Source organism: Neoroseomonas lacus, assembly GCF_014644535.1.
In the GTDB taxonomy this organism is placed as follows: Bacteria; Pseudomonadota; Alphaproteobacteria; order Acetobacterales; family Acetobacteraceae; genus Neoroseomonas; species Neoroseomonas lacus.
Genome location: NZ_BMKW01000005.1, coordinates 95,656 through 118,554, shown reverse-complemented (window position 1 = coordinate 118,554; position 22,899 = coordinate 95,656). Strand labels below are relative to the sequence as shown.

The window sequence follows — 22,899 nt, the reverse complement described above, 5'->3', positions numbered from 1 at the left end:
CGCTGCTCAGCCGGCCGCGGCAGCGGCGGCGGCGCGCTCCTGCGCCTTCTTCTTCGGCGCGGACTGCTTCGGCTGCTCGGCGAACACCGGCATCGGCGCCAGGCCGGCCTTGCCGAGGAACTTCGCGACGCGATCGGTCGCGACGGCACCCTGGCTGATCCAATGGGTGATGCGCTCATCCTTCAGCCGGATGCGATCGGCATGCTCGGCCGGCAGCATCGGGTTGTAGGAACCGACCTGCTCGATGAAGCGGCCGTCCCGCGGGCTGCGGCTGTCGGCCACCACGATGTGGTAGTAGGGACGCTTCTTCGCGCCGGCGCGGGAAAGGCGGATCTTGAGGCCCATGAGGCTTCCTTTCGTCTTCGTTCTCTAGAAGGGTCGTTTGTTACCGGCACCAGGGAGAAGCGCGGCGAGACCGCCCCGCATCAACCCTTTCTGGCCGAGCTTGTTCATCCGCTTCATCATCGCGGACATGTCGTCGAACTGCTTGAGCAGCTTGTTCACCTCCTGCACGGAGGTGCCGGAACCGGCAGCGATGCGCTTCTTGCGCGACGCCTTCAGGATGTCGGGCGTGCGCCGTTCGCGCAGCGTCATCGAGGAGATGATCGCCGCCTGGCGCGCCAGGATGGCGGTGTCGAGATTGGCGCCTTCAAGCTGCTGCTTGATCTTGCCCACCCCCGGCAGCATGCCGAGGATGCCCTGCAGGCTGCCCATCTTGCCGATCTGCTTGAGCTGTGAGGCGTAGTCCTCCAACGAGAACTGGCCCTTCTGCATCCGGGCCGCGAGCTTCTCAGCCTCGGCCTGGTCGATGGTCGCCGCCGCCTTCTCGACAAGCGAGACGATGTCGCCCATGCCGAGGATGCGCGAGGCGATGCGGTCGGGGTGGAAGTCCTCCAGCGCGTCGAGCTTCTCGCCCGCGCCGAGCAGCTTGATCGGCGCGCCGGTGACCGCGCGCATGGACAGGGCCGCACCGCCGCGCGCATCGCCGTCGATGCGCGTCATGACGATGCCGGTCACGCCGACCTTGTCCTGGAACGCCTTGGCGGTATTCACTGCGTCCTGGCCGGTCATGGCGTCCACGACCAGCAGCGTCTCGTGCGGGTTGGTGGCGAGCTTGACCTGCGCCACCTCCTCCATCAGCGCCTCGTCGATCGCGAGGCGGCCGGCGGTGTCGAGGATGACGACGTCGTACAGTTCGCGCCGGCCGACATCCATCGCCCGCATGGCGATCTGCATCGGCGTCTGGCCGGCGATGATCGGCAGCGAGGTGACCTCGGCCTGCTGCGCCAGCGTGGCCAATTGCAGTTGCGCGGCTGGGCGATGCACGTCGAGCGAGGCGAGCAGCACCTTCTTCTTGTCGCGCGTCCGGAGCCGCAGCGCGATCTTGCCCGAGGTGGTGGTCTTGCCCGAGCCCTGGAGGCCGACCATCAGGATCGGCACCGGGGAGGGCGCGTTCAGGTCGATGCCGCGCTTGCCGTCATCTCCCTCGCCGCCGCCGAGCGCCTCGACCAGCGCGTCGTTGACGATCTTGATGACCTGCTGGGCGGGGGAGACAGAGCGGATGACCTCCTGCCCCACCGCGCCTTCGCGCACCTTGTTGACCAGGTCGCGCACCACCGGCAGCGCGACGTCGGCCTCCAGCAACGCGACGCGCACTTCGCGCAGCGCCTCGGCGACGTCGGCATCCGAGAGCGCGCCACGGCGGCGCAGCCGGTCGAAGACCCCGTTCAGCTTGCTGGACAATGCCTCGAACATTGGGCGGTCGTTCAGTCCTTCAACGCGTTGCGGTTGCCCCAAACGAGTTTGCGCCGCTGCGCGAGTCTTCGCGGAGCGGCGGTGCCAACCCCATCTGGGGGCCGACATGGCGGTTCAGGGCGAACCGTGGAATGGGGGCGTTTACGTCCGGCCGCACCCAACGGTCAAGCGCGAAACCGGAGGGGCGCTTCCCCTCCAGACCACCCCGCCAGGGGTTGCCGCCCCCCGGGGCGCGAGAACTTGGTCTTGCCCAATCGCTGCCGCCATTGAACGGAGCATAGCCTGCGCATGCGGCGACCATCGCCAGAAGCGTCACATTTGCGAGGATCATTCGGTCGGGGCCGGCAAACGATCCACGGTCGCCTGGGCAGTGAGGGCAACGTCCAGTCATCGCGGCATCAACAACCAGCGAACGCAACGCGCCGGACAGCGCATTGATCGTCGCGGCCAGGACCGCCTACCCACCAGCGCCACCGACCCAAAGCAAGGCTCCCGTCTCCGGCCCAGCCCGCCCGAGTGTCAGCCAGACCGAAATCTCCGCGCCATCCTCAGCGCAGCGGTACTCGATGGCCCAGCCACGGATCGGTTCGGCCCGCCATCGGCCAGGCGCCGGGCAATCTCCCGCAATCGCGTCATGCCGTCGCCCGGCATCAGGTTCACCGCCTCAGCCGTCGCGCAGGCATCCCCTATCGCGCCCTCGGCAAGGCTGAAGAAATGGGCCGCCGCGCGAAAGTCACCCTCCATCGCCGCCGCCTCCGCCCGGTCAAGATGGCCACACGGCTCGGAAAACCGCCGCCATCGGGGTTCCGGGGCATCCCACTCCAGCCGGGCTGAAAGAACGAGAGACACGCCGGCAGGACGCAAAGGCGCATGCCGTGCCGTCCACATGAAACCCACATGCGCAGCTTGATCCGCACACGGATAGCCTCTATAGGAATATCATCTCCGTCGCGCGCATAGGCGCTATCGAGCAGCCTCGATGCCGCCCGATAAACGTATAAAGTCCTAAAATCTTAAAGTGGCCGGGGAGGGCCACACCCTCCCCTGCATCCGTCACTTCGGCGACAGCACCATGATCATCTGCCGGTTCTCCATCCGCGGGAACTGCTCGACCTTGGTGGTCTCGGTCAGTTCGTTGCGAATGCGCTCCAGCACCTTGGCGCCCAGATCCTGGTGGGCCATTTCGCGGCCACGGAACCGAAGCGTCACCTTCACCTTATCGCCCTCGGCGATGAAGCTCTTCATCTGGCGCATCTTCACATCGTAGTCATGGTCGTCGATGTTCGGACGGACCTTGATTTCCTTGATCTCGACGACCTTCTGCTTCTTCCGCGCCTCGTTCGCCTTTTTCTGCTGCTCATACTTGTACTTGCCATAGTCAAGTATCTTGCAGACAGGCGGCACCGCGTTCGGCGAGATCTCAACCAGGTCGAGGCCGACATCATAGGCGCGGATCAGCGCGTCGCGCGCGCTTAGCACGCCCTGCATTTCGCCGTGCTGGTCGATCAGGCGAACCTGGGGGACTCGGATTTCGTCATTGATGCGGGGGCCGTCGCGGGTCGGGGTTTGGGCGGCGGGCATGGGGGGTCGGGCTATGGTCGTCTCCTGTCGTAGTTTCGGGATCAGCAACGTCGATATATGGAACGGCGCTCACGCCACCGCAACTGCCAAGGCGCACCGGGCGCCAATGGCCCGGTGCGTTCGGCGTGTTTCAGGCGCCAAGGTCGGGCGGCATCGCCTCGGCCTTCAGCCGGGCGACCGCCTCGGCCAGCGGCAGACTCTCCTGCTCGCGGCCCGGCAGGCGGCGCAGCACCAGGCTGCGCTCCTCGGCCTCCCGCCGGCCGACCACGGCGAGCACAGGGACGCGCTGCTCGATATGGTCGACGACCTTGCGGTTGATCTTCTCGTTGCGCAGGTCGAGTGCCACCGCCACGCCCGCCTTCTGCAAGGTGGCCGCGGCTTCGCGGGCGAAGTCGTCGGCATCGGAGACGATGGTGGTCACCACCACCTGCACCGGAGCGAGCCAGAGCGGGAACCGTCCGGCATGCTGCTCGATCAGGATGCCGAGGAACCGTTCGAAGGACCCAAGAATGGCCCGGTGCAGCATGACGGGACGCTTCCGAGAACCGTCCTCGGCCACATATTCGGCGTCCAGCCGATCCGGCAGCACGAAATCGACCTGCAACGTGCCGCACTGCCAGTCGCGGCCGATCGCATCGCGCAGCACGAATTCCAGCTTCGGGCCATAGAAGGCGCCCTCCCCCGGGTTCAGTTCGTATTCCACGCCGGCGATGCGGCAGGCTTCCTTGAGCGCGCCCTCCGCCTGGTCCCAGACCTCGTCCGAGCCGGCCCGCTTGGCCGGGCGGTCGGAGAACTTCACCCGGAATTCCTCGAAGCCGAAATCGCGATATATCGAGGACAGCAGCGCGACGAAGCGCACCGTCTCCTCGGCGATCTGGTCTTCCGAGCAGAAGATATGCGCATCGTCCTGGGTGAAGGACCGCACCCGCATGATGCCGTGCAGCGCGCCCGAGGGTTCGTACCGGTGGCAGGCGCCGAATTCGGCCATGCGCAGCGGCAATTCGCGATACGACCGCAGGCCCTGGTTGAAGATCTGCACATGGCAGGGGCAGTTCATCGGCTTCAGCGCGAGGATGCGGTCCTTCTCGCCCTCATCCTCGACCGTCGCGATGAACATGTTCTCGCGGAACTTCTCCCAGTGGCCCGAGGCTTCCCACAGCTTGCGGTCCACCAGTTGCGGGGTCTTCACCTCCTGGTAGTCGGCGATGTCGAGGCGGCGACGCATATAGGCCTCGACGGTGCGGTACAGCCGCCAACCCTTGGGGTGCCAGAACACCGAGCCGACCGCTTCCTCTTGGAGATGGAACAGGCCCATCTCCTTGCCGATCCTGCGGTGGTCGCGCTTCTCGGCCTCCTCCAACTGGTGCAGGTAGGCGTCGAGCTCCTTCTGATCGCGCCAGGCGGTGCCGTAGATGCGGCTCAGCATCGCGTTGCGGTGGTCGCCGCGCCAATAGGCGCCGGCCACCTTCATCAGCTTGAAGGCGGTCCCGACATCGCCGGTGCCGCGCATATGCGGGCCGCGGCACAGATCGATCCAATCGCCCTGCTTATACAAGGTGATGGTCTCGCCCTGCGGCAGCGCCTCGATCAGTTCGACCTTGTAGCGCTCGCCCTTCTCGGAAAAGAGGGCGATCGCCTCATGCCGCGAGGTCACGATGCGCTGGAAGCCGGCATTGCGCGCGATGATCTCGCGCATCTTCGCCTCGATCCCCGAAAAATCCTCCGGAGTGAACGGCTCATTGCGGGCGAAGTCGTAATAGAAGCCGTTCTCGATCGACGGGCCGATGGTCACCTGGGTGCCGGGAAACAGCTCCTGCACGGCTTCCGCCAACACATGGGCGGCGTCGTGGCGGATGAGCTCCAGCGCCTCAGGGTCCTTGCGGGTGATGAAGCGGACCGCCGCATCGGCCTCGATGCTGCGCGAAAGGTCCTGCATCGCGCCATCGACGGTCATGGCGAGGGCCGCCTTGGCGAGGCCCGGCCCGATCGCGGCCGCGACCTGCGTGCCCGTCACCGGCCCATCGAAGGACCGGAGGGAACCGTCAGGAAGGGTAATCGCGGGCATCGTATGTCCATCTCGTCAAGGTAGAAGAGGGCGCGGACCATGGGCACCGCACCCCGCCGGGTCAAGTCAGGCCTGCAACCGCCGTCTCGACAGCGGCCGGTTCAAGGGCCGAAAGCGGCACATGGCGCAGAAAGGTGGCTCGTGGGCCACGCGGGGCACAGAGCGCCGGGTCGCTGTCCTCGCCGAACAGCGCGAGGGTCGGGCAACCGGCCGCGGCGATCAGATGGGTCGGCCCGGTGTCATTGCCAATGCAGAAGGCCGCGCGGCACGCCAGGGCGGCGATATCGGCGAAGCTGGTCTGGCCGGTGAGGTCCCGCGTGCCGGGCGCGGCCGCCGCAATCGCCGCGGCGAGTGGCGTCTCCGCCGGCCCGCCGATGACCACCGCCGGCAGGTCGAGCCCCCCCGCCAGCGCGCCGAAGCGAGCCTCCGGCCAGCGCTTGGCCGGGCGGCCCGGCGAAGCTCCGGGCACCAGCAGGCAGAACCGTTCGGGCAGGTCGAAGCGCGCCACATTGGCATCCAGCCAGGAAAGGTCCGGGTCCGGAAAGTCTTGAATGCCGGCCAGCGCCAGCTGCTCGCGCTGGCGCTCCACCGTATGCATCAGGTCGCGCCGCGGGTTGGCATGGCGGTGTGAGGCCCCCGGTGCGATGCCCGACCATGCCGCCCGCCGCCCAACGAACCAGCGATAGCGCGACGACCGGGTGGAGGTCTGTAGGTCATAAACCCAATCGAAGCCGGCACGGCGCAGCCGCCGCGCCAGACGGAACACCGCGGGGAAATCTGTCCAGTCGGGTCGCCCATCCTCCCAGACCTCGTCGAACCAGGGGGAGAGCCGCGCGATCGGCACGTAGGGCTTCGTCGTCAGCAGCGTGATGCGCGCATCCGGATGATGCGCGCGGATCGCCGCGAAAGGGCCGAAAGCCTGGGCGAAATCCCCCAGCGCGGCGAGCTTGATGACCAGCACCCGCATCACAGCAACTCGCGATAGACGGCGAGGGTTGCCGCCTGCATCCGCGCCGTGGTGTAGCCCGCCAGCACCGCCGACCGCGCCCGCGAACCTGCCGCCGCACGCTCCGCCGGCGCCATGGCGAGCACCCGGCCGATTGCCTCGGCCAGCGCCGTCGGGTCCCCGGGCGGCACGCGCCAGCCGGTGACGCCATGCTCCACCGTCTCGGTCGGCCCGCCGAGATCGCTGGCGATAACGCAGCGTTCCATCGCCTGCGCCTCGATGACGGTGCGGCCGAAGGCCTCGGGATCGGTCGAGGCGTGTACCACCACATCGGCCAGCAACAGCGCCGCCGGCACGTCCGCCGCATGGCCGACCAGCCTGACGCGCCGGATTAGGCCAAGTTCGGCTATGCGGGCGCGCAATTCTCCCTCGAAAACTGGCTTGGCGCCGGCATCGCCGACCAGCAGCGCCTGCGCGTCGCCCGGCAGCCGGGCCATGGCTTCGACCAGCACGCCCTGCCCTTTCCAGCGCGTGACCCGCGCCGGCAGCATCACCACCGGGCGGCCCGGCTCGACGCCCCAGGCCGCGCGTAACGCCGCCACCCGGTCGGGCGACACGACGGCGGGGTCGAAGCGGCGCTCATCGATGCCGCGAGGGATGATGCGCAGGCGGTCGTCACTGACGCCGTGCCGGTCGCGCACCACCGCAGCGATGAAGCGGCTGATGGCGATGACGCGATCGCCCCGCGCCATGACGGAATTGTACAGCCGCTTGCCCGGGAAGCCTTCGTTGTAGGTGCCGTGATAGGTAGTGACGAATCGCGCGCCGGTGCGCCTCGCCGCAAGCATCGCCGACCAGGCCGGTGCGCGCGACCGCGCATGCAGGATGCCAACCCCTTCGGCCCGCACCACCTCGGCGAGGCGTCCCGCATTGTGCCAGATACCGATCGGCGATTTGGTGGCCAGCGGCAGGGTGATGTGGCGCGCGCCGAGCGCTTCCAGCGCCGGCACCAGCGGCCCGCCGGCGGAGGCGACGATCGCGCGCATGCCGGCCGCGATCTGGGCCTCGGCGATCTCCAGCGTGCCGCGCTCCACCCCGCCCGAGACGAGGGAGGGCAGCACCTGCAGGATGGCGGGCGTTGCGGCGTGCAGGATGGTGGCTCCCTTTGCGACCCCCCTGCGCGTCGTTCGAAAGGGCGCGGCGGGTCACGGAGGGTCTTGCGCAGAAGCAGCGCGGGAAGCAAGAGGGAGCCATGTCCACCTATTTCATGGCCATGATGCTTCTCTCGGCGGGAAGCTTCATCCGGTCGAAATCCGCGGCGCCGGAAATGCGCCCGGCTTCCACCGTCGCCGACACCGTCTGGAGCGTCGCCGCGAAGCTCGCCTTCTGGATGTGGCTGGGCCTGATTGTCTGGGGCTTCGTCAAGTATCATTGGTCCCAGCCGGTGGCCGCCGTGATGGCGTCCTTGGCGGGCAATGCGCTCATCGGCATGCGCGGGCCGATGCGGACTTGGCCAGGCCTGTCGCTGATCTTCTGCGCCGCCGGGCTGCTCTCGGGCCTGGTCATCTTCTTCGATTAGAGCAGATCCCGATCAGGTCGCATCACTTGATCGGCTGAAGAGGCTCGCGAAAACAGACCTCCGGAGCGGTTTTCGCGAGCCAGGGTGAACAGAAACCGCTCCAGGCAGGTCGCCCGTCAGCCGACGGGCGGCAGATGCAGCGCGACGACTTCGCCATTCTGGCCGGGCACGGGTGGGAAACGGTCGCGCACCGCCGGATCGTGGCCGGGGATGACGCGGCTGTCGTCGCCGCCGGCCAACTTCTTCGCGGTCCGCCAGCCCGCCGCCATGGCGCCGAGGTCGTAGATGATCGGGAAGGGATTCCCGCTCAGCGCATTGGCGTAGAAATGCATGGCGTCGGAGGCGATCACCACCGGCCCGCGCGCGGTCTCCACGCGCACCACCTGCAGCCCGTCCGAATGGCCGCCGACACGGTGGACGGTCACGCCAGGCGCAACCTCCGCATCGCCATCATGGAATTCCACGCGGTCGGCATAGAGCGCGCGCACCATGGCGATGACATGCGCGGCCTCGAAGGGCATGCGGATGGCGTGGAAGCACATGTTCCGGCCGACGGCGAAGTGCATCTCCCGTTCCTGCAGATGGAAGCGCGCGGCCGGGAAGATGTCGAGACTGCCGGCGTGGTCGTAATGCAGGTGGGTGACAATGACGTCCCGCACCTTGGTCGGGTCGGTGCCCATCGCGGTCAGGCAATCGCCGACAGAGCGCGACAGCTTGCGCCCGCGCTTTTCGGCGAGTTCGGCGTCGAAGCCCGTATCGACGACGATCTCCCGCCCATCCGGGCCGCGCAACAGCCAGACGTAGTAGTCGAGCGGCATCGCCTCATGCGGGTCGGGCAACGGCAACAGGTGGTTGGACTGCGCCGTGCGCTCATGCCGTCCGTAGCGGATGGCGTAGGCTTCCCATGTCATTTTTCTTGGTTTCCTCCGAGGACAGTACCCGACATCTGTTCGGACAATTTGGCCACCGCCGTATGGTCCTGTCCCGGGCCGAGCAGCGCGGCGGCCGAGGCCCACATCTCCCGGCACAGCGCCGCGAAGGGGGTGGGCGTCGTCGTCTCGCGGCCGACCTCAAGCGCGATCGACAGGTCCTTGACCATCAGGTCGAGGCCGAAGCCGGCGTCGAAGCGACGCGACAGCACGTATTCCTTGAACTTTTTCTGCGTCGAATTGTTCATGCCTGTGCTGGCGTTCAGCACATCGACCATCTTGGCCGGGTCGAGGCCGAAGCGCTGGCCAATCAGCAGCGCCTCGATGCCGATCAGGTAGCCGCCCGCCGAGACGAGGTTGTTCAGCGCCTTCATCGCCTGCCCGGCGCCGATCGGCCCGCAGCGGTGGATGGAGGTGCCCATCGCCTTCAGCACGGCATCGGCGCGGTCGAGGTCAGCTTCCTCGCCACCGGCCATGATGGCGAGCTGGCCGGTCTTGGCGCGCGGCACGCCGCCCGAGACGGGGCAGTCGATCATGGCGACGCCCTTCCCCGCGAGGCCCGCCGCGATCTCCCGCGTGCGGCCCGGCTGGCCGGACGTCATGTCGATGACCAGCATGCCCTTCGTCAGCGAAGGCGACATTGCCTCCACCGCCTCGGCCACCTGCTTGCTGGTGGGCACGATGATGACGACCGCATCGGCACCGGATGCGGCCGCGGCCGGGCTGACGGCGGCCTTGCCACCGGTCTCGGCGGCGAAGGCATCGGCGCGACCAGGCACCACGTCGCAGACGGTGACGTCGATGCCGGCCTTCACCAGGTTGGCCGCCATCGGCCAGCCCATGTTGCCGATGCCGACGAAGGCGACCTTCCTGATGTCGGCCATGGCTTACTTCTTCCCCGGAATGGCGCCTTCGGCGACCAGCACCTCATGCGCCGCCTTGAAGGCGTCGAGGCCAGCCGGGATTCCGCAATAGGCGGTGGCGTGCAGCAGCGTCGCCTTGATCTCGTCGACGGTGATGCCGTTGTTGAGCGCGCCCTTCACATGCAGCTTCACCTCGGGGATCTTGCCCAGGGCGGTCAGCATGGCGAGGTTCAGCAGCGAACGCGTCTTGTGGTCCAGCGTCGGGTCGCCCCAGGCCCAGCCCCATGCCCAGGCGGTCGTGGCGCGCTGGAAGGACATCATGAAGTCGTCGGCCTTGGCCATCGACGCATCCACATACTCGGCGCCCAGCACGGCGCGACGGATGGGCAGGCCTTTGTCGAACAGCGCGGAATCATCGGACATCTTGCGTCCCTCCCTCGGGCATTGAGGCGCGCACGCTGGCCCGTCGCGGCAGCACGGTCAACGGGTGGCCGGAAGCTCCGGCTGAGCGAGCTGGCGCAGCGCGCCGAGCAGCCCGGCGAAGCGGTCCCCACCGAGCTGATCGGCCCACTCGGCATGAATGCCGCGCAGGCAGGCGAAGATGCTGTCGCAAAGCGCGCGGCCGCGCGGCGTGAGGAAGACGAGACGCCGCGACGCATCGCCGACCCTGCGACGTTCAAAATAGCCAAGCGATTCCATCTGCGCGATCAGGTGGTTCGCCGCCTGGCGCGACATATGCGCCCGTCGCGCCAGTTCCGACGGCCGTACCCCATCCGGGGCCGGATAGGTCAGCAGCGCCCAATGGGCATCCTGCAGGTCGGTGAAGCCGGCGTCCCGGGCCGCGTCGCGCATGCGGACGCGCACCTGGTCGAGGCACAGCCGGAGCAAGGCACCGACAAAGGGCGGGCCGTCCGTCCTGGGGGGCGATTTCGACGTTGACAATGACGTAAAGCCTTTTTACGTTTTGGACGTAAAGTAACTTTACGTATGGGAGGCTCGCAATGGAAGTCCAGACTGCCCCTCGCATCGTCCGCATCGGTGCTCTGGAACTGCGCTTCCATGTCGATGAGACCGACGGGGCCGGCGACGTCGTGATGTTCGAATTCATCGTCCCGCCCAAGGCGCGCGTGCCCGTGCCTCATTTCCACGAAAGCTGCGACGAGATCGTCCATGGGCTGGACGGCACGATGACGACGACGCTGGACGGGCGTGCGCATGAAGTCCGCAAAGGCGACGTGGTGTTCGTCCCGCGCGGCAAGGTCCATCACCACGCCAACCTGCACGAGGACACGGCGAGGGCGATGATCGTCATCGCGCCGGGTACGATCGGCCGCCGCTATTTCGAGGAGATGGCCGAAGCCGTCAGCCAACCCGGCCCGCCCGACATGACCCGCATGCAGGACATCATGCGCCGGCACGGCCTGGTGCCCGCCTGATATCGGCCAAGCTTTCGGCTTAACGGTGACAGGGTCCTTGTTTCGCCCGCAGCCGTCACGCCAGCCCTGCGCGCCGGATCGGCGGGACAGGGTGCGCCACCCATGCGATGCTGCGGGCCGGAGGGACCGACCCGATGTTCTTCGAAGGCTTCACGCTCGAATATCAGGAGGCGGCAGGCACTCGCTTCCGCCTGCGTCGTGGTGGCAACGGCCCGCCATTGCTGCTGCTGCACGGCAATCCGCAGACCCATGCCATGTGGCACAGGGTGGCACCCGTGCTGGCCCGGCGCTTCACGGTCATCTGCCCGGACATCACCGGCTATGGCTTTTCGGCCAAGCCGCCGGTCAGCGACGACCACGCGCCCTATTCCAAGCGCGCCATGGCGGCCGATCTGGTCGCGTTGATGCAGGCCTTCGGATACGGCCGCTTCCAGGTGGTGGCGCATGACCGCGGCGCGCGCGTCGCACACCGCATGGCGCTCGACCACGCCGATTCGGTCGAGCGGCTCTGCACCATGGACATCATCCCGACGCTCGAACATTTCGAACGCGTCGATATGACTTTCGCCATGGGCTACTGGCACTGGTTCTTCCTCGCCCAGCGCCATCCGGGACCGGAGGCGATGATCCGCGCCGATATCGAACCCTGGTTCGACTTCCACACTTCGCGCGAGCCGAAGCCGGCCGATTTCTTCCATCCCGAGGCGCGCGCAGACTACCTCGCCGCGTTGCGCGAACCGGGCACGATCGAAGCGATCTGCGAGGATTACCGCGCGGCGACGTCGATCGACCTTGAACATGACCGCGACTCGCGTGCGACCAGGCAGACGGTGCGCTGCCCGATGCTCGCGCTGTGGGGGGGCAAGGGCAGCATCCCGAAATGGTACGACGCTCCGGCCATCTGGCGCCGCTATGCCTCCGGCCCGCTCACCACCGGCGATGTCCCGTCAGGCCATTACCTGGCGGAGGAGGCGCCGGAGGCGGTCCTCGCCCATCTCGACGGTTTTCTCAGCCGATAGAGGCATCCTCGGCCGGCAGCACCAGGTGCAGCCGGTTCCGCCCATCGGCGGTGCGCTCATAGGCCAGTTCGGCGGCGGTTCGCCGCAGCAGCGACACACCGCGCCCACCGGTCGACGCCTGCCGCAGGGTCGGCGCGGGGGCCGGCAGCGCGGCCGTGGTCGGGTCGAAGGCGGTGCCGCGATCCTCGATGTCGAGGCCGCAGTGCGAGCCATCATGCCAGGCGGTGACGGCCAGTTCCGGCACGCTGCCCGCCGCGAAGCCATATCGCAGCGTATTGAGCGCCAGTTCCTCGAGGAGCAGCTCGGCACGCGCCGTGGTGCGCGGGCCGGCACCTTGACCGCGCAGGAAGCCGGCAATGGCAATCTGGGCAGCGCTGAGCGCCTCCAGATCGTCGCGCAGAACCAAGCGCAGGGTATGTCGCGGGGCCTCCGGCAGGCTCACGCCACGAGCTGCGCCAGCGCCGCCGCCTCATCGGCCGCGACCGGGATCAGGTCATCCAGGGCAACGGTGCGAAACACCTCCGCCACGGGCGGCTGGGCGCCGAACAGCACGACCTTGCGCCCCGCCCGCTCCGCGAGCCGGGCGGCGGAGATCAGCAGGCGAATGCCCAGCGAGCCGACGAAGCCGACCGCCGTCATGTCCACCAGGACGTCGCCCGCCGCCGCACGGACCCGGGCCATGAACAGGACCTCGACCTTCTCCGTCCCGGACGCATCGAGTCGCCCGACCAGCACCAGGCGCGTCGGCGCCCCGGCGTCTTGGACCACCTGCAATTCCATCAATGAACCTCCCTGTTGCCCTGAAGCCGACGTCGATCCGTCATGGGGCTGCCGCGCGACATCGCATGCGCCTCATGGAAAATCGAGTGTCAGCAGCGCGACGTCGTCATCGAGCGGACCCGGACGTGATGCGCCGCGCACGGCCTGCCACAGACGCTCGGGCTCGGGCAGGCCGGGCTGCGGCGCAGCGGCGAGAAGCGGCAGGAAATCGCCAATGGTCAGCTGCCGGTCGTCGGCGGTGATGATCTCGAAGGCGCCGTCGCTGAACAGATGCAGTCGCGCGCCCGGCGGCACCGCGACCTCCGCCCGTCGATAGGGCCAGTCGGGCGCCAGGCCGACCGCCGGGTTCTTCACCCAGAGCGGCTGCGGCGTCGCCTCCCCCGGCACGATCATGAAGGCCGGATGCTGCCCGGCGCAGCCGAAACCGATGATGCGGCTGCGCGTGTCATAGACACCGTACCAGATGCTGAAATACAGCCCGCCCTGACGGTCCATCTGGAAGCGGTCATTCAACGCGGCGAGCACCGCGGCAGCGTCGGTGAAATCCGTCCCCGGCAGGCTATGCACCCGGAGCAGGTTCATCACCGAGGCCGCCAGCAACGCCGAACCAACCCCATGGCCCGAGACGTCGAGCAGCCAGACGGCGAAGCGATGCTCATCGAGCCAGCCATAGCCGAAGCCGTCGCCGCCGATATTGGCCGAGGGCACGAAGCGCCAATCGGCGCGCACGGGCCCCTCGGGCAATGGCGGCGGCAGCAGGGCAGCGACGTAGCGGCCGGCACGGGCGAGGTCCTTCTCCACCTCCTCACCGCGGGCGAAATCGGCGGCCCGCCCGCTGCGATAGACCAGGGTGAAGGGCCCGAGCGTCAACCTAGCGCCGATGGACAGGCGCACCGGCTCATGCACCCGCTTGCCGTCGACGATGGTGCCGTTGGTCGAGCCGAGATCGGAAATGATCGCCGCCTCCCCGTGCAGCGCGATGACGCAATGGTTCCGCGAGACATCGCCCGATGGCAGCACCAGGCCCGACTGGGCGCCACGGCCGATCGTCAGCGGGCCGGGACCGATCTCCACGCGCCGCGCCGGCTCACTAGGCGTGGCCTCGATGTCGAGCAGGTGAACCACCGGCGCCGCCAGCACGCCCGGCACGGGGCGACGCAGAGTCGTACGCTCCTCCTCGGGCTCGTCAGGCGTCACGGCGTGAGACCGAGCGCCGCCAGGTCGACCACCCAGGGAAGATCGGTATCCTCGGTCGTCGCACCGGCAGCGGTAATCAGCGCATGCGCTTGGCCGCGATGATGCGTCTGGTGGTTGAAGAAATGGGTCACGGCGATCCACAGCGGCATGCTCACCTCCCGCCCCGACTGGCCGGAAAACCAGATGACCGGCGCCGCCAGCCGACCGGCCGTCAATCCGTCCGCCCAGGCGCCGATCCGCGCATCCGTCGCGACGCGGGCGGCCTTCAGCGCTGCCCAATCCTCGACCATGCGGGCGCTGTCCTTCTGGCCGACCGGGGGCTTCGCCCCGCCATCGAAGCGGGACATCCACTGCGTGTCGCCCCATAGGAGATGCGACAGCGTGCCATGCAGGGATCCCCAAAAGGCGCCACGGTCAGACCGGCGGGCGGCATCGTCCAACCCGTCCGCGGCGGCAATGGTCCGGCGGTTCATCTCGGCATTATAGGCCGCCATCATGCGGCACCAATCGGGGCTGATCATGCATGCTCCTCGGCCGGGCCGGTGGGGTCTCCTGGTCGAAGCGTCGAAACGCACCGCGCCCTGGGCCCAGCCTCTCCATCAGTTACGGGGCGCGCCAGCGAAGCGCATTCCACCGCCCACTCAGTGCGGGGATCGTCCAGAGGTCAAGCCCCGTTCCGGGCGCGCACCATCCGCGATGGCTCTCGGCCCGGGTCTCGGCGCCAATCGACCGCTACGGCTTCGGGGCCCGCGCGCCGAATCGGCAGGCGCCGGCATTGAACGCGCAGCGGCGAGCATGCGGACGAGGCCGGTGCCGCCCGGCTGCCAAACGCCGAGCGATCCGCGAAGGCGGGCGTCAGTCTGGCATGGAGGCTAATCGTCCCTAGTGCGCGGAGCATGAATCAAACGGCAGCGGCGATGGCCAACACGGTCCCCGTTCCAGCCTCTACGGTATCGCAACCACGTTGCGGCTGGCCAGCGTCGAGGGTCAGACTGGCTTCCAGAAGAAGACGGTAGCGCAGGCCTCACCTGCGGCGTTCAGTTCCAGGCCCGGGATTTGTCCCAGCTCCTGCCACCCTTCGGTGCGGTAAAGCGCCTCCGCCGCACTGCCGGCGCGCGCGTCGAGTGTGACGATGCGCCGGCCATGGGCGCGCGCGGCCTGTTCGGCGCGGCGCATCAGCGCCCGACCGATGCCGCGCCGGCGAGCCGATGGGTCGACCATCAGGGTGCGGATGGAGGCGACGTGCGGCATCGTCTCCTCGGTCGCGAAATCGAGGATGGCGCAGCCGGCAAGCCGCCCGTCGAGCCAGGCCGCGAGCAGCACGCGGCTGCCCGCCGCCACCGCCGCCGAGGCGGCTTTCCAGAAGCCCACCGCGCGGTCGCGCGACAGCGGCGGCTGGAAGGTGAGCGAGGCGCCCTCGGCAACGCAGTCGACCAGCAACACGGCGAGCCGGCGTTCCGCGCTGGCGGCGCCGGCGGCATCAAGGGCTTCCACCACCAGCCCTGCCGCCGGCTTGGCGTAGCGGAACTCCAGGGAATTCGAGACGTCGTCCAGAATGCGGATCGAACCCTGCCGGACATAGCCAAGCTTTTCATAGAAGCCGTGCGCGCGGGTGAAGCGCGTGTCGGTCCACAGGATCATGCGCTCGGCCCCGGCCGCGCGGGCATGGGCTTCCGCGGTGTCGAGCAACTGCGTCGCGAGGCCACTACCACGCGCCGCGGTGTCGACATACATGCGGCAGATCTCCCAGGCCGCGTCCTCCTTCAATGGACGCGTGCCGATCATGCCGAGGATGTGGCCATCCTGTTCCGCGGCCCAGAGTGTGCCGCCCTGGTCGCGGAAATAGGTGGCCAGCGCGCGCAGCTCCGGCACCTCCCCGTCCACATCCAGGATGCAGCCGGGGTATTCGCCCCAACAGGCGCCGATCAGGGCGATGAAGCCCTCGGCGTCGCTGTCGCGGCCTTCGCGCAGGACCGGCGCCGTGATTGTCACGCGAGTTCCTTGCAGAACTCCTGGATGCGGCCGCAGGCTTCGCGCAGGCTGTCGGTGTCCGTCGCGTAGGAGATGCGCAGATAGGGTGACATGCCATAGGCGGCACCCTGCACGGCGGCGACGTACTTCTCCTCGAGCAGGGCCAGGGCGAAGTCGGTGTCGGTGTCGATCTTCTTGCCTGCCTTCGAGGTCTTGCCGAGACAGCCGGCGATGTTGGGGAACACGTAGAAGGCGCCCTCGGGCTTGTGGCAGGCGATGCCGGGGGCGGCGTTGAGCATCTCGACCACCATGTCGCGCCGCTTCCGGTAATCCTCGGCACGCTCGCGCACCAAGTCCTGCGGACCATCCAGCGCGGCGGCGGCGGCGGCCTGGCCGACGCTCGACACGCCGGAGGTCGCCTGGCCCTGCATGTTGATCATCGCCTTGATGAGCTGCTTCGGTCCGCCGCAGAAGCCCACGCGCCAGCCGGTCATGGCATAGGTCTTGGAGGCGCCATTGACCGTGAGCGTGCGGTCCTTCAGCGCGGGCTCGACCTCGGCGATCGTGCAGAATTCGAAGCCGTCATAGACGAGGTGTTCGTACATGTCGTCGGTCATCACCCAGACATGCGGGTGCTTCTTCAGCACCGCGGCGATGGCCTGCATTTCCTCACGCGAACAGGCCGCACCCGTCGGGTTGTTCGGGAAGTTCAGCATCACCCATTTGGTCTTGGGCGTGATGGCGGCCTCCAGATCTTCCGGGCGCAGCTTGAAGCCATTGTTCTGCGGGCAGCTCACCAGCACCGGCTTGCCGCCGGCGATCTTCGCCATGTCGGCATAGGAGATCCAGTAGGGGGCTGGAACGACCACCTCATCGCCCGGGTCGAGCGTCGCCATGAAGGCGTTGAAGATGCACTGCTTGCCGCCATTGGCGACCATGATCTCGTCGAGCGCGTAGTCGAGGTTGTTGTCGCGCTTGAACTTGCGCTGAACGGCCCGCTTCAGCTCCGGCGTCCCGTCCTGCGGCGGGTACTTGGTGTCGCCGGCCAGCGCGGCCTTGTGGGCGGCCTCGATCGCGTGCAACGGGGTAGGGAAATCGGGTTCACCGGTCCCGAGGCTGATCACCTTGATCCCCTGAGCCGCGAGTTCACGCGCCCGCATCGTCATGACCACGGAGGCGGAGATGGAAACCTCACTCATACGAGCGGCAAGAGCTGGCATTTTCTTTCGGCGTCCCTTCGGGAGAACAGTGTCGCGAAACTAGAGGAGATCGTGGCCGGGTGGAATTCCCCGGTGCGGTGATGGTTGTCTTTCAAGCCGTAGCGTCTGGCAGTCCCGGGCCATGGTGGGCCGGGCGCTCATAAAGCCAGTCGAAGGCCTGTTCGCCGGTGCGGACGAAGCCCTGCTTTTCCCAAAAGCGATGCACCGCGGCGCCCTTCAGGACTTCGATGCGCAACGGCAGGCCCGGATGGCACGCGGCGACCGCGGCGAAGACGGCCGCGCCGAGGCCGCGCCCCTGCATGGCCGGATCCAGGTAGAAGGAATGGATCTCGACATGGTCGGCTTCCGGCATGGCCGCGATGCAGCCGACCAGCCGCCCATCGCATTCAATGGCCGACAGCGCGGCCGGATCGAAGCCGGCGCGCATCCGGCTGCGACGCCGGTCGGGGTCGAACCGGCCGACCCGGTCGAGATCGGCGCGCAGCACGCGGATGGACAGGTCGAGGAGCGGTTCGAAATCCGCCTCCTCGACCGGCCGTAGGATGAAGCCTGGCGTCACGCCATCCCGGCGCAGAAGGTCTGAATGCGCGTGCAGGCTTCCTTCAGCGCCTCATCCGAGGTGGCGTAGGAGATGCGGAAATGCCCCGGCGAGAGGAAGGCCGCGCCATGCACCGTGGCGACGCCGGTTTCTTCCAGCAGCGCGATGGTGAAATCCTCGTCGGATTCGATCTTCTTGCCGCCGGCGGTGGTCTTGCCGATGCAGCCGCGCATGTCCGGGAAGACGTAGAAGGCGCCTTCCGGCTTGTGGCAGCGCAGGCCGGGGCAGGCATTGAGCATGTCCACCACCATGTTGCGGCGACGTTCGTACACCAGGCGCATCGCCTCGATGCTCTCCTGCGGGCCGGCCAGCGCCTCGACCGCCGCGGCCTGGGAGATCGAGCTGGTGCCGGAGGTGGACTGGCCCTGCAGCTTGTCCATCGCTTTGATCAGCGCGACGGGCGCACCAGCGAAGCCGATGCGCCAGCCGGTCATGGCATAGGCCTTGGAGCAACCATTCATGGTGACGGTGCGGTCGCGCAGGCGCGGCTCGACCTCCAGGATCGTCGCCACCTTGAAGCCGTCGTAGACCAGCTTCTCGTAGATATCGTCGGTGAAGACCCAGACATCCGGGTGCTTCATCAGAACATCGGTCAGCGCCTTGATCTCCGCGGCGGAATAAGCGGCGCCGGTCGGGTTGCAGGGGTTGTTCAGGATCAACCACTTGGTCTTGGGTGTGATGGCGGCCTCAAGCTGCTCGGCGCTCATCTTGAAGCCGGCATTCTGGCCGCACTGCACGATCACCGGCTTGCCTTCGGCCAGTTCGACGATGTCCGGGTAGGACACCCAGCACGGTGCGGGGATGATCGCCTCATCGCCCGGATTGATGGTGGCGAGCAGCGCGTCGAAGATCACCTGCTTGCCGCCGGTGGAAACGATGATCTCCTCCGGCTTGTAATCGAGACCGCTATCACGCTTGAACTTGGTGCAGACCGCCTTGCGCAGTTCCATCGTGCCGGCAACGTCGGTGTACTTGGTCTCGCCGCGCTGAATGGCGGCAATCGCCGCGTCCTTGACGTTCTGGGGCGTGTCGAAATCGGGCTCGCCCGAGGACAGGCCGATGATGTCCTTGCCCGCCGCCTTCAGCGCGCGCGCCTTCCCCGTCATGGCGATGGTCAGGGAAGGTGAGATCCGGTTCAGGCGGTCAGCGATCAGGTTCATGGCAGTCCCGGTGGGTTCTGGCGGAAGGGCCGGACCCTAATCCCGCCCTCTCCGGCCATCAACCCGGCTTCGGCACAACCCGGACCCGCGATCCACTCAATCGCGCCAGGGTTTGCGGGCCCAGACAGCGCGAAGGCGGGCGTCCTCGTCCAGGAACAGGCGCTCCTGGGCATTGGCCGTCATCGGGCGCAGCGGCAGGTTCAGCCGCGCCGCCTCGGCGATCCAGGCCGGATCGGCATTGGCCGCGGCAATGGCTGTGCGCAACGGATCGCGCATGTCTGCCGGAAGGTTGGGCGGCGCCACCAGGCCGCGCGTGGACCCACCCAGCACCGCGAAACCAAGGTCCCGGAACGTCGGCACCGACGCGGTCCCGGCCCAACGTTCCGCACCGCCCTGCGCCAACGCGCGGACCAGCCCATCGCGCATAAGGCCGAGCCCCTCGCTCATGTTGAACGACCCGACATCGATGCTGCGGGACAGTACGCCGGTGACAATCGGCGGCGTACCGTTGAAGGGCACGTGGGAGAATTCGGTTCCGGTCGCTTCCTGCAGCGCCAGCACCAGCAAATGATCGTCGCTGCCCACTCCCGCGGTGCCGATCGTCACCTGACCGGGACGCGCCTTCGCTGCGGCAATAAGCTCGGCCACGCTGCTGATCGGGCCGTCCGCCTTCACCCACAGCCCGCATGGATCCTCGATGACGTTGCCAAGGAACGTGAAATCCTGAACGCGATAGCGCACTTGGCGCTCGATCGGCAGGGTAATGGAATTGGGAGCCTGGGCCGCGCCGAGGGTGAAGCCGTCCGGGGCGGCCTGGGCGATGCCTTCGAAAGCTTGCTGCCCGCCCGCGGTGGGGCGGTTGACCACGACGAAGGTGGCGCGTGGCAGACGCTGCTGGACGAAGGGCAGGATCGTGCGGGCGAGGATGTCCATGCCCCCACCGGCCGGGCCCGGCACCAGCACCTGGATCGGCCGATCCGCCGGCCAGGCAGCCTGCGTCAGCCGCGGGCGGGCCAGTGCGCCGGCCGCAACCAGGGCACCGAGCATCTGTCTGCGTTGCATGCGTTTCTCCCGAGTTTGTCGTTATGGTCGGAAGGCTAGGCCGCTTTCCGTGTCAGCGGGAGTCGCTGCGGCGCAGCAGCAGCGCCGCCAGGATCAGCACGGAACCAACACCGATAACCACGACCGCGCCCAGCGCATTGACCTCAGGCGTCAGCCCCAACCGCAGCATGGCGAACAATGCCATCGGCAAGGTCGTACCCGCCGGTCCGGAGACGAAGGAGGCGATCACCACGTCATCGAGCGACAGGGTGAAAGCCAGCAGCCAGCCCGCCGCCAAGGCCGGGGCGATCAGCGGCAGGGTGATGGTGCGGAAGGCGATGAAGGGCGTCGCGCCCAGATCCATCGCCGCTTCCTCCAGACTGCGGTCCGTCTCGGTGAGGCGCGCCTGCACCACCACCGCCACGAAGGCCGCCCCAAGCGTCGCATGCGCCAGCAGCACGGTCAGCGCGCCGCGCCCGGCCGGCCAGCCGGTCACGCTCTCCAGAGCGACGAACAGCAGCAGCAGGGACAGCCCGGTGACCACCTCGGGCAGCACCAATGGCGCACCGATCAAGGCCCCGAACAACGCCCGGCCACGGAACCGGCCATACCGCGCCAGCCCCCAGCCGGCCGCGCCACCCAGCAGCACCGCGAGGCTTGCCGCCCCAGTGGCAATGCGCAGAGACAGGCTCGCCGCCTCGATCACCCGGTCATCGGCGGCCAGGGCGGCGAACCAGCGCAGCGAGAAGCCGCCCCATTGGAACGGGATGCGGTCGGCGCTGAAGGCGTAGCCCACCAGCAGCAGGATCGGCAGCCAGAGGAAGGCGAAACCGGCGGCCATCGCCAGGGTGACGAAGCGCCCGCGCGTCACGGCCGGGCCTCCAACCGCTGGAACAGGCGGATCGGCACCAGCAGCAGCAGCAGCAGCGCCAAGGCCAGGGCGGCCGCCACGGGCCAGTCGTGGTTCTGAAAAAATTCCTGCCACAGCACCCGGCCGACGAGTTGCGCCTCGGGCGGCCCCATCAGTTCGGGGATGACGAATTCGCCGGCGGCCGGGATGAAGACGAGCAGGAAGCCCGCCGCTGCCGCCGGCGCCGTCACCGGCAGCGTCACCGTTACGAAGGCGGTGGCCGGCCCCGCGCCGAGATCGGCCGCCGCCTCCCCCAGGGTCGGGTCGAGGCGCAGCAGCGCGGCGAACAGCGGCAGCACGGCGAAGGGCAGGTAGGAATGCACCATGCCCACGAGCATGGCTCCCTCGCTGTAGAGCAGCGGCAGCGGGGCCTCGGTGATGCCGAGCGCCATTAGCATGCCATTGATCCAGCCCTGGTCGCGCAGCAAGCCGATCCAGGCGCCGACCCGTAGCAGGAAGCCGGTCCAGAAGGGCAGCATCAGCAGCGCCAACAGCAGCATCCGCCGCCCGGGCGCTGCGCGGGCGATGCCCATCGCCATCGGATAAGCGATGAGCAGGCAGCCCGTCGCCGTCATCGCCGCGATGCGCAGCGCGGTGAGCACCGCGTCGAGGTAGTAGCGATCCTCGGCCAGCGTGGCGAAGCCGGTCAACGACCAGGCCAGGCGGAAGGGCGGGACGCCGGAATCGGCCTCGGCGAGGGCGATTGCCAGCAGGATCGCCGCTGGCGCCGCGACGAAAACCAGCAGCCACGCCCAGACCGGCAGCAGGACCGCCAGCCGGCCTTTCATGAGGCGAGCGGGACCACGTCGGCGGCGTCCCAGGCGAGGGTGACCCCGCCACCGCGTTCGGGTGGCGCGCCATCCTCCTCGGCATGGGCCACGCGCAGCAATGCGCCGCCGGCCAGGCGCACCAGCAGCAATGTGTCGTCGCCACGAAAGGCGGCATCCTCGACCACGCCACGCGCGGTGTTCGGGCCCGTGGCATTCGCCGCCAGGCGGATGCGTTCGGGCCGCAGCGCCACCGCGACGGTGTCCGCGGGTATAACGCCTGCGAAGGTCGCGCCGGCCTCGGTGCTGTCGAAGCCCGCCGCCACGGCGCGGCCTTCCAGCACATTGGCCGCGCCGAGGAAACGGGCGACGAAACGCGAAGCCGGGCGTTCATAGATCGCGCGCGGCGGGCCGAGTTGCGCGATGCGCCCGCCCTCCAGCACGGCGACGCGGTCGGCCAGCGCCAGCGCTTCCTCCTGATCATGCGTGACCATGACGAAGGCCGCGCCGGTCTCGCGCTGCAGGGCGCGCAACTCGAAGCCGGTGCGTTCGCGCAGCCCGGCATCGAGCGCCCCGAGCGGTTCGTCGAGCAGCAGCAGCCGTGGCCGCATCACCAGGCTGCGCGCCAGCGCCACGCGCTGCTTCTGGCCGCCCGAAAGCTCGTGCGGGCGGCGCCGCTCGAAGCCGGTCAGGCCGACCATCGCCAGCGCGGCGGCGATGCGCGGTGCCGCCTCCGCGCGCGGTGTGCCGGCGCGACGCAGGCCATAGGCGACGTTGTCGGCCACGCTCATATGCGGGAACAGCGCGTAGGACTGGAACATCATGTTGATCGGCCGCGCCCAGGGCGGCGTCGCGACGATATCCGCGCCATCGAGCAGCAGCCGCCCGTCATCCGGCGTGTCGAAGCCGGCGATGATGCGCAGCAGCGTGGACTTGCCGGAACCGGACCCGCCGAGCAGGGCGAAGAATTCTCCCTCGATGATGGTCAGGTCCAGCGCATCGAGCGCCAGGGTCGCGCCGAAGCGTTTCGTGATGGCCTCGGCGCGCAGCAGAGGGCCGGAGGCCGGGTTCGGCCCGGCCAA

Annotated in this window: 25 protein-coding genes; 3 read left to right on the top strand and 22 right to left on the bottom strand. The window is 68.2% G+C overall.

Annotated elements, in window-relative coordinates; translation table 11 throughout:
* Positions 1 to 6: 6 nt before the first annotated feature.
* The 6 genes from rpsP to IEY36_RS11250 form a co-directional block, all read right to left on the bottom strand.
* Positions 7 to 345, bottom strand: a complete 339-nt coding sequence (gene rpsP, locus IEY36_RS11275) for a 30S ribosomal protein S16 (protein WP_188967166.1) — start codon at positions 343 to 345, stop codon at positions 7 to 9.
* Between the two features lie 24 nt (positions 346 to 369).
* A complete protein-coding gene (gene ffh / locus IEY36_RS11270) occupies positions 370 to 1,755 on the bottom strand; it encodes a signal recognition particle protein (protein ID WP_188967165.1) in 1,386 nt (461 codons plus the stop codon).
* Positions 1,756 to 2,808: 1,053 nt separating this feature from the next.
* Entirely contained in the window at positions 2,809 to 3,336 is a 528-nt protein-coding gene (gene infC, locus IEY36_RS11265; RefSeq protein WP_188967164.1) for a translation initiation factor IF-3, read from the bottom strand.
* Between the two features lie 130 nt (positions 3,337 to 3,466).
* Entirely contained in the window at positions 3,467 to 5,401 is a 1,935-nt protein-coding gene (gene thrS / locus IEY36_RS11260; RefSeq protein ID WP_188967163.1) for a threonine--tRNA ligase, read from the bottom strand.
* A gap of 61 nt (positions 5,402 to 5,462) precedes the next feature.
* A complete protein-coding gene (locus IEY36_RS11255; protein WP_188967162.1) occupies positions 5,463 to 6,368 on the bottom strand; it encodes a glycosyltransferase family 9 protein in 906 nt (301 codons plus the stop codon).
* A complete protein-coding gene (locus IEY36_RS11250) occupies positions 6,368 to 7,468 on the bottom strand; it encodes a glycosyltransferase family 4 protein (RefSeq protein WP_229681255.1) in 1,101 nt (366 codons plus the stop codon). The genes IEY36_RS11255 and IEY36_RS11250 overlap by 1 nt, the downstream gene beginning before the upstream one ends.
* Before the next feature lie 131 nt (positions 7,469 to 7,599).
* On the opposite strand from IEY36_RS11250, the gene IEY36_RS11245 reads away from it, so the two are divergent.
* Positions 7,600 to 7,926: a multidrug DMT transporter permease gene (locus IEY36_RS11245; protein ID WP_188967161.1), complete on the top strand. Its 327-nt coding sequence runs from the start codon at positions 7,600 to 7,602 to the stop codon at positions 7,924 to 7,926.
* Positions 7,927 to 8,042: 116 nt separating this feature from the next.
* Here IEY36_RS11245 and IEY36_RS11240 read toward each other — a convergent pair whose 3' ends face one another.
* The 4 genes from IEY36_RS11240 to IEY36_RS11225 are packed head-to-tail and all read right to left on the bottom strand — an operon-like array spanning position 8,043 to position 10,570.
* Positions 8,043 to 8,837: an N-acyl homoserine lactonase family protein gene (locus IEY36_RS11240; protein ID WP_188967160.1), complete on the bottom strand. Its 795-nt coding sequence runs from the start codon at positions 8,835 to 8,837 to the stop codon at positions 8,043 to 8,045.
* The gene (locus IEY36_RS11235) at positions 8,834 to 9,739 is read right to left on the bottom strand and encodes an NAD(P)-dependent oxidoreductase (RefSeq protein ID WP_188967159.1); all 906 of its coding nucleotides are present in this window, start codon (positions 9,737 to 9,739) and stop codon (positions 8,834 to 8,836) included. Before IEY36_RS11235 ends, IEY36_RS11240 begins: the two co-directional genes overlap by 4 nt.
* 3 nt (positions 9,740 to 9,742) lie before the next feature.
* The gene (locus tag IEY36_RS11230) at positions 9,743 to 10,141 is read right to left on the bottom strand and encodes a carboxymuconolactone decarboxylase family protein (RefSeq protein ID WP_188967158.1); all 399 of its coding nucleotides are present in this window, start codon (positions 10,139 to 10,141) and stop codon (positions 9,743 to 9,745) included.
* A gap of 57 nt (positions 10,142 to 10,198) precedes the next feature.
* A complete protein-coding gene (locus IEY36_RS11225) occupies positions 10,199 to 10,570 on the bottom strand; it encodes a MarR family winged helix-turn-helix transcriptional regulator (RefSeq protein ID WP_188967157.1) in 372 nt (123 codons plus the stop codon).
* A 149-nt stretch (positions 10,571 to 10,719) separates the two neighbouring features.
* On the opposite strand from IEY36_RS11225, the gene IEY36_RS11220 reads away from it, so the two are divergent.
* Together IEY36_RS11220 and IEY36_RS11215 are read left to right on the top strand one after the other, a co-directional pair.
* Positions 10,720 to 11,154: a cupin domain-containing protein gene (locus IEY36_RS11220; protein ID WP_188967156.1), complete on the top strand. Its 435-nt coding sequence runs from the start codon at positions 10,720 to 10,722 to the stop codon at positions 11,152 to 11,154.
* A gap of 134 nt (positions 11,155 to 11,288) precedes the next feature.
* A complete protein-coding gene (locus IEY36_RS11215) occupies positions 11,289 to 12,173 on the top strand; it encodes an alpha/beta fold hydrolase (protein ID WP_188967155.1) in 885 nt (294 codons plus the stop codon).
* Here the strand turns inward: IEY36_RS11215 and IEY36_RS11210 are convergent.
* From IEY36_RS11210 to IEY36_RS11155, 12 genes are all read right to left on the bottom strand, one after another.
* On the bottom strand, positions 12,163 to 12,615 hold the full coding sequence (locus IEY36_RS11210; protein WP_188967154.1) for an ATP-binding protein: 453 nt from the start codon (positions 12,613 to 12,615) through the stop codon (positions 12,163 to 12,165). The two genes, IEY36_RS11215 and IEY36_RS11210, sit on opposite strands and share 11 nt — an antisense overlap.
* Positions 12,612 to 12,953, bottom strand: a complete 342-nt coding sequence (locus tag IEY36_RS11205; protein WP_188967153.1) for an STAS domain-containing protein — start codon at positions 12,951 to 12,953, stop codon at positions 12,612 to 12,614. The genes IEY36_RS11210 and IEY36_RS11205 overlap by 4 nt, the downstream gene beginning before the upstream one ends.
* Before the next feature lie 72 nt (positions 12,954 to 13,025).
* Positions 13,026 to 14,150: a PP2C family protein-serine/threonine phosphatase gene (locus tag IEY36_RS11200; protein ID WP_188967152.1), complete on the bottom strand. Its 1,125-nt coding sequence runs from the start codon at positions 14,148 to 14,150 to the stop codon at positions 13,026 to 13,028.
* Complete coding sequence (locus tag IEY36_RS11195; protein WP_188967151.1) at positions 14,147 to 14,671, bottom strand: DinB family protein; 525 nt, start codon at positions 14,669 to 14,671, stop codon at positions 14,147 to 14,149. Before IEY36_RS11195 ends, IEY36_RS11200 begins: the two co-directional genes overlap by 4 nt.
* Positions 14,672 to 15,137: 466 nt before the next feature.
* On the bottom strand, positions 15,138 to 16,142 hold the full coding sequence (locus IEY36_RS11190; protein ID WP_229681254.1) for a GNAT family N-acetyltransferase: 1,005 nt from the start codon (positions 16,140 to 16,142) through the stop codon (positions 15,138 to 15,140).
* Complete coding sequence (locus IEY36_RS11185) at positions 16,139 to 17,341, bottom strand: pyridoxal phosphate-dependent aminotransferase (protein WP_188967150.1); 1,203 nt, start codon at positions 17,339 to 17,341, stop codon at positions 16,139 to 16,141. The genes IEY36_RS11190 and IEY36_RS11185 overlap by 4 nt, the downstream gene beginning before the upstream one ends.
* Positions 17,342 to 17,432: 91 nt before the next feature.
* The gene (locus tag IEY36_RS11180; protein ID WP_188967149.1) at positions 17,433 to 17,900 is read right to left on the bottom strand and encodes a GNAT family N-acetyltransferase; all 468 of its coding nucleotides are present in this window, start codon (positions 17,898 to 17,900) and stop codon (positions 17,433 to 17,435) included.
* Entirely contained in the window at positions 17,897 to 19,099 is a 1,203-nt protein-coding gene (locus IEY36_RS11175) for a pyridoxal phosphate-dependent aminotransferase (protein WP_188967148.1), read from the bottom strand. Before IEY36_RS11175 ends, IEY36_RS11180 begins: the two co-directional genes overlap by 4 nt.
* A 96-nt stretch (positions 19,100 to 19,195) precedes the next feature.
* A complete protein-coding gene (locus IEY36_RS11170; RefSeq protein WP_229681253.1) occupies positions 19,196 to 20,032 on the bottom strand; it encodes a tripartite tricarboxylate transporter substrate binding protein in 837 nt (278 codons plus the stop codon).
* A gap of 181 nt (positions 20,033 to 20,213) precedes the next feature.
* On the bottom strand, positions 20,214 to 21,011 hold the full coding sequence (locus IEY36_RS11165; protein WP_229681252.1) for an ABC transporter permease subunit: 798 nt from the start codon (positions 21,009 to 21,011) through the stop codon (positions 20,214 to 20,216).
* The gene (locus IEY36_RS11160; protein ID WP_188967146.1) at positions 21,008 to 21,838 is read right to left on the bottom strand and encodes an ABC transporter permease; all 831 of its coding nucleotides are present in this window, start codon (positions 21,836 to 21,838) and stop codon (positions 21,008 to 21,010) included. Before IEY36_RS11160 ends, IEY36_RS11165 begins: the two co-directional genes overlap by 4 nt.
* Positions 21,835 to 22,899 carry an ABC transporter ATP-binding protein gene (locus tag IEY36_RS11155; protein ID WP_188967145.1) on the bottom strand — a complete coding sequence of 355 codons (1,065 nt, stop codon included), beginning with the start codon at positions 22,897 to 22,899 and terminating at the stop codon, positions 21,835 to 21,837. The genes IEY36_RS11160 and IEY36_RS11155 overlap by 4 nt, the downstream gene beginning before the upstream one ends.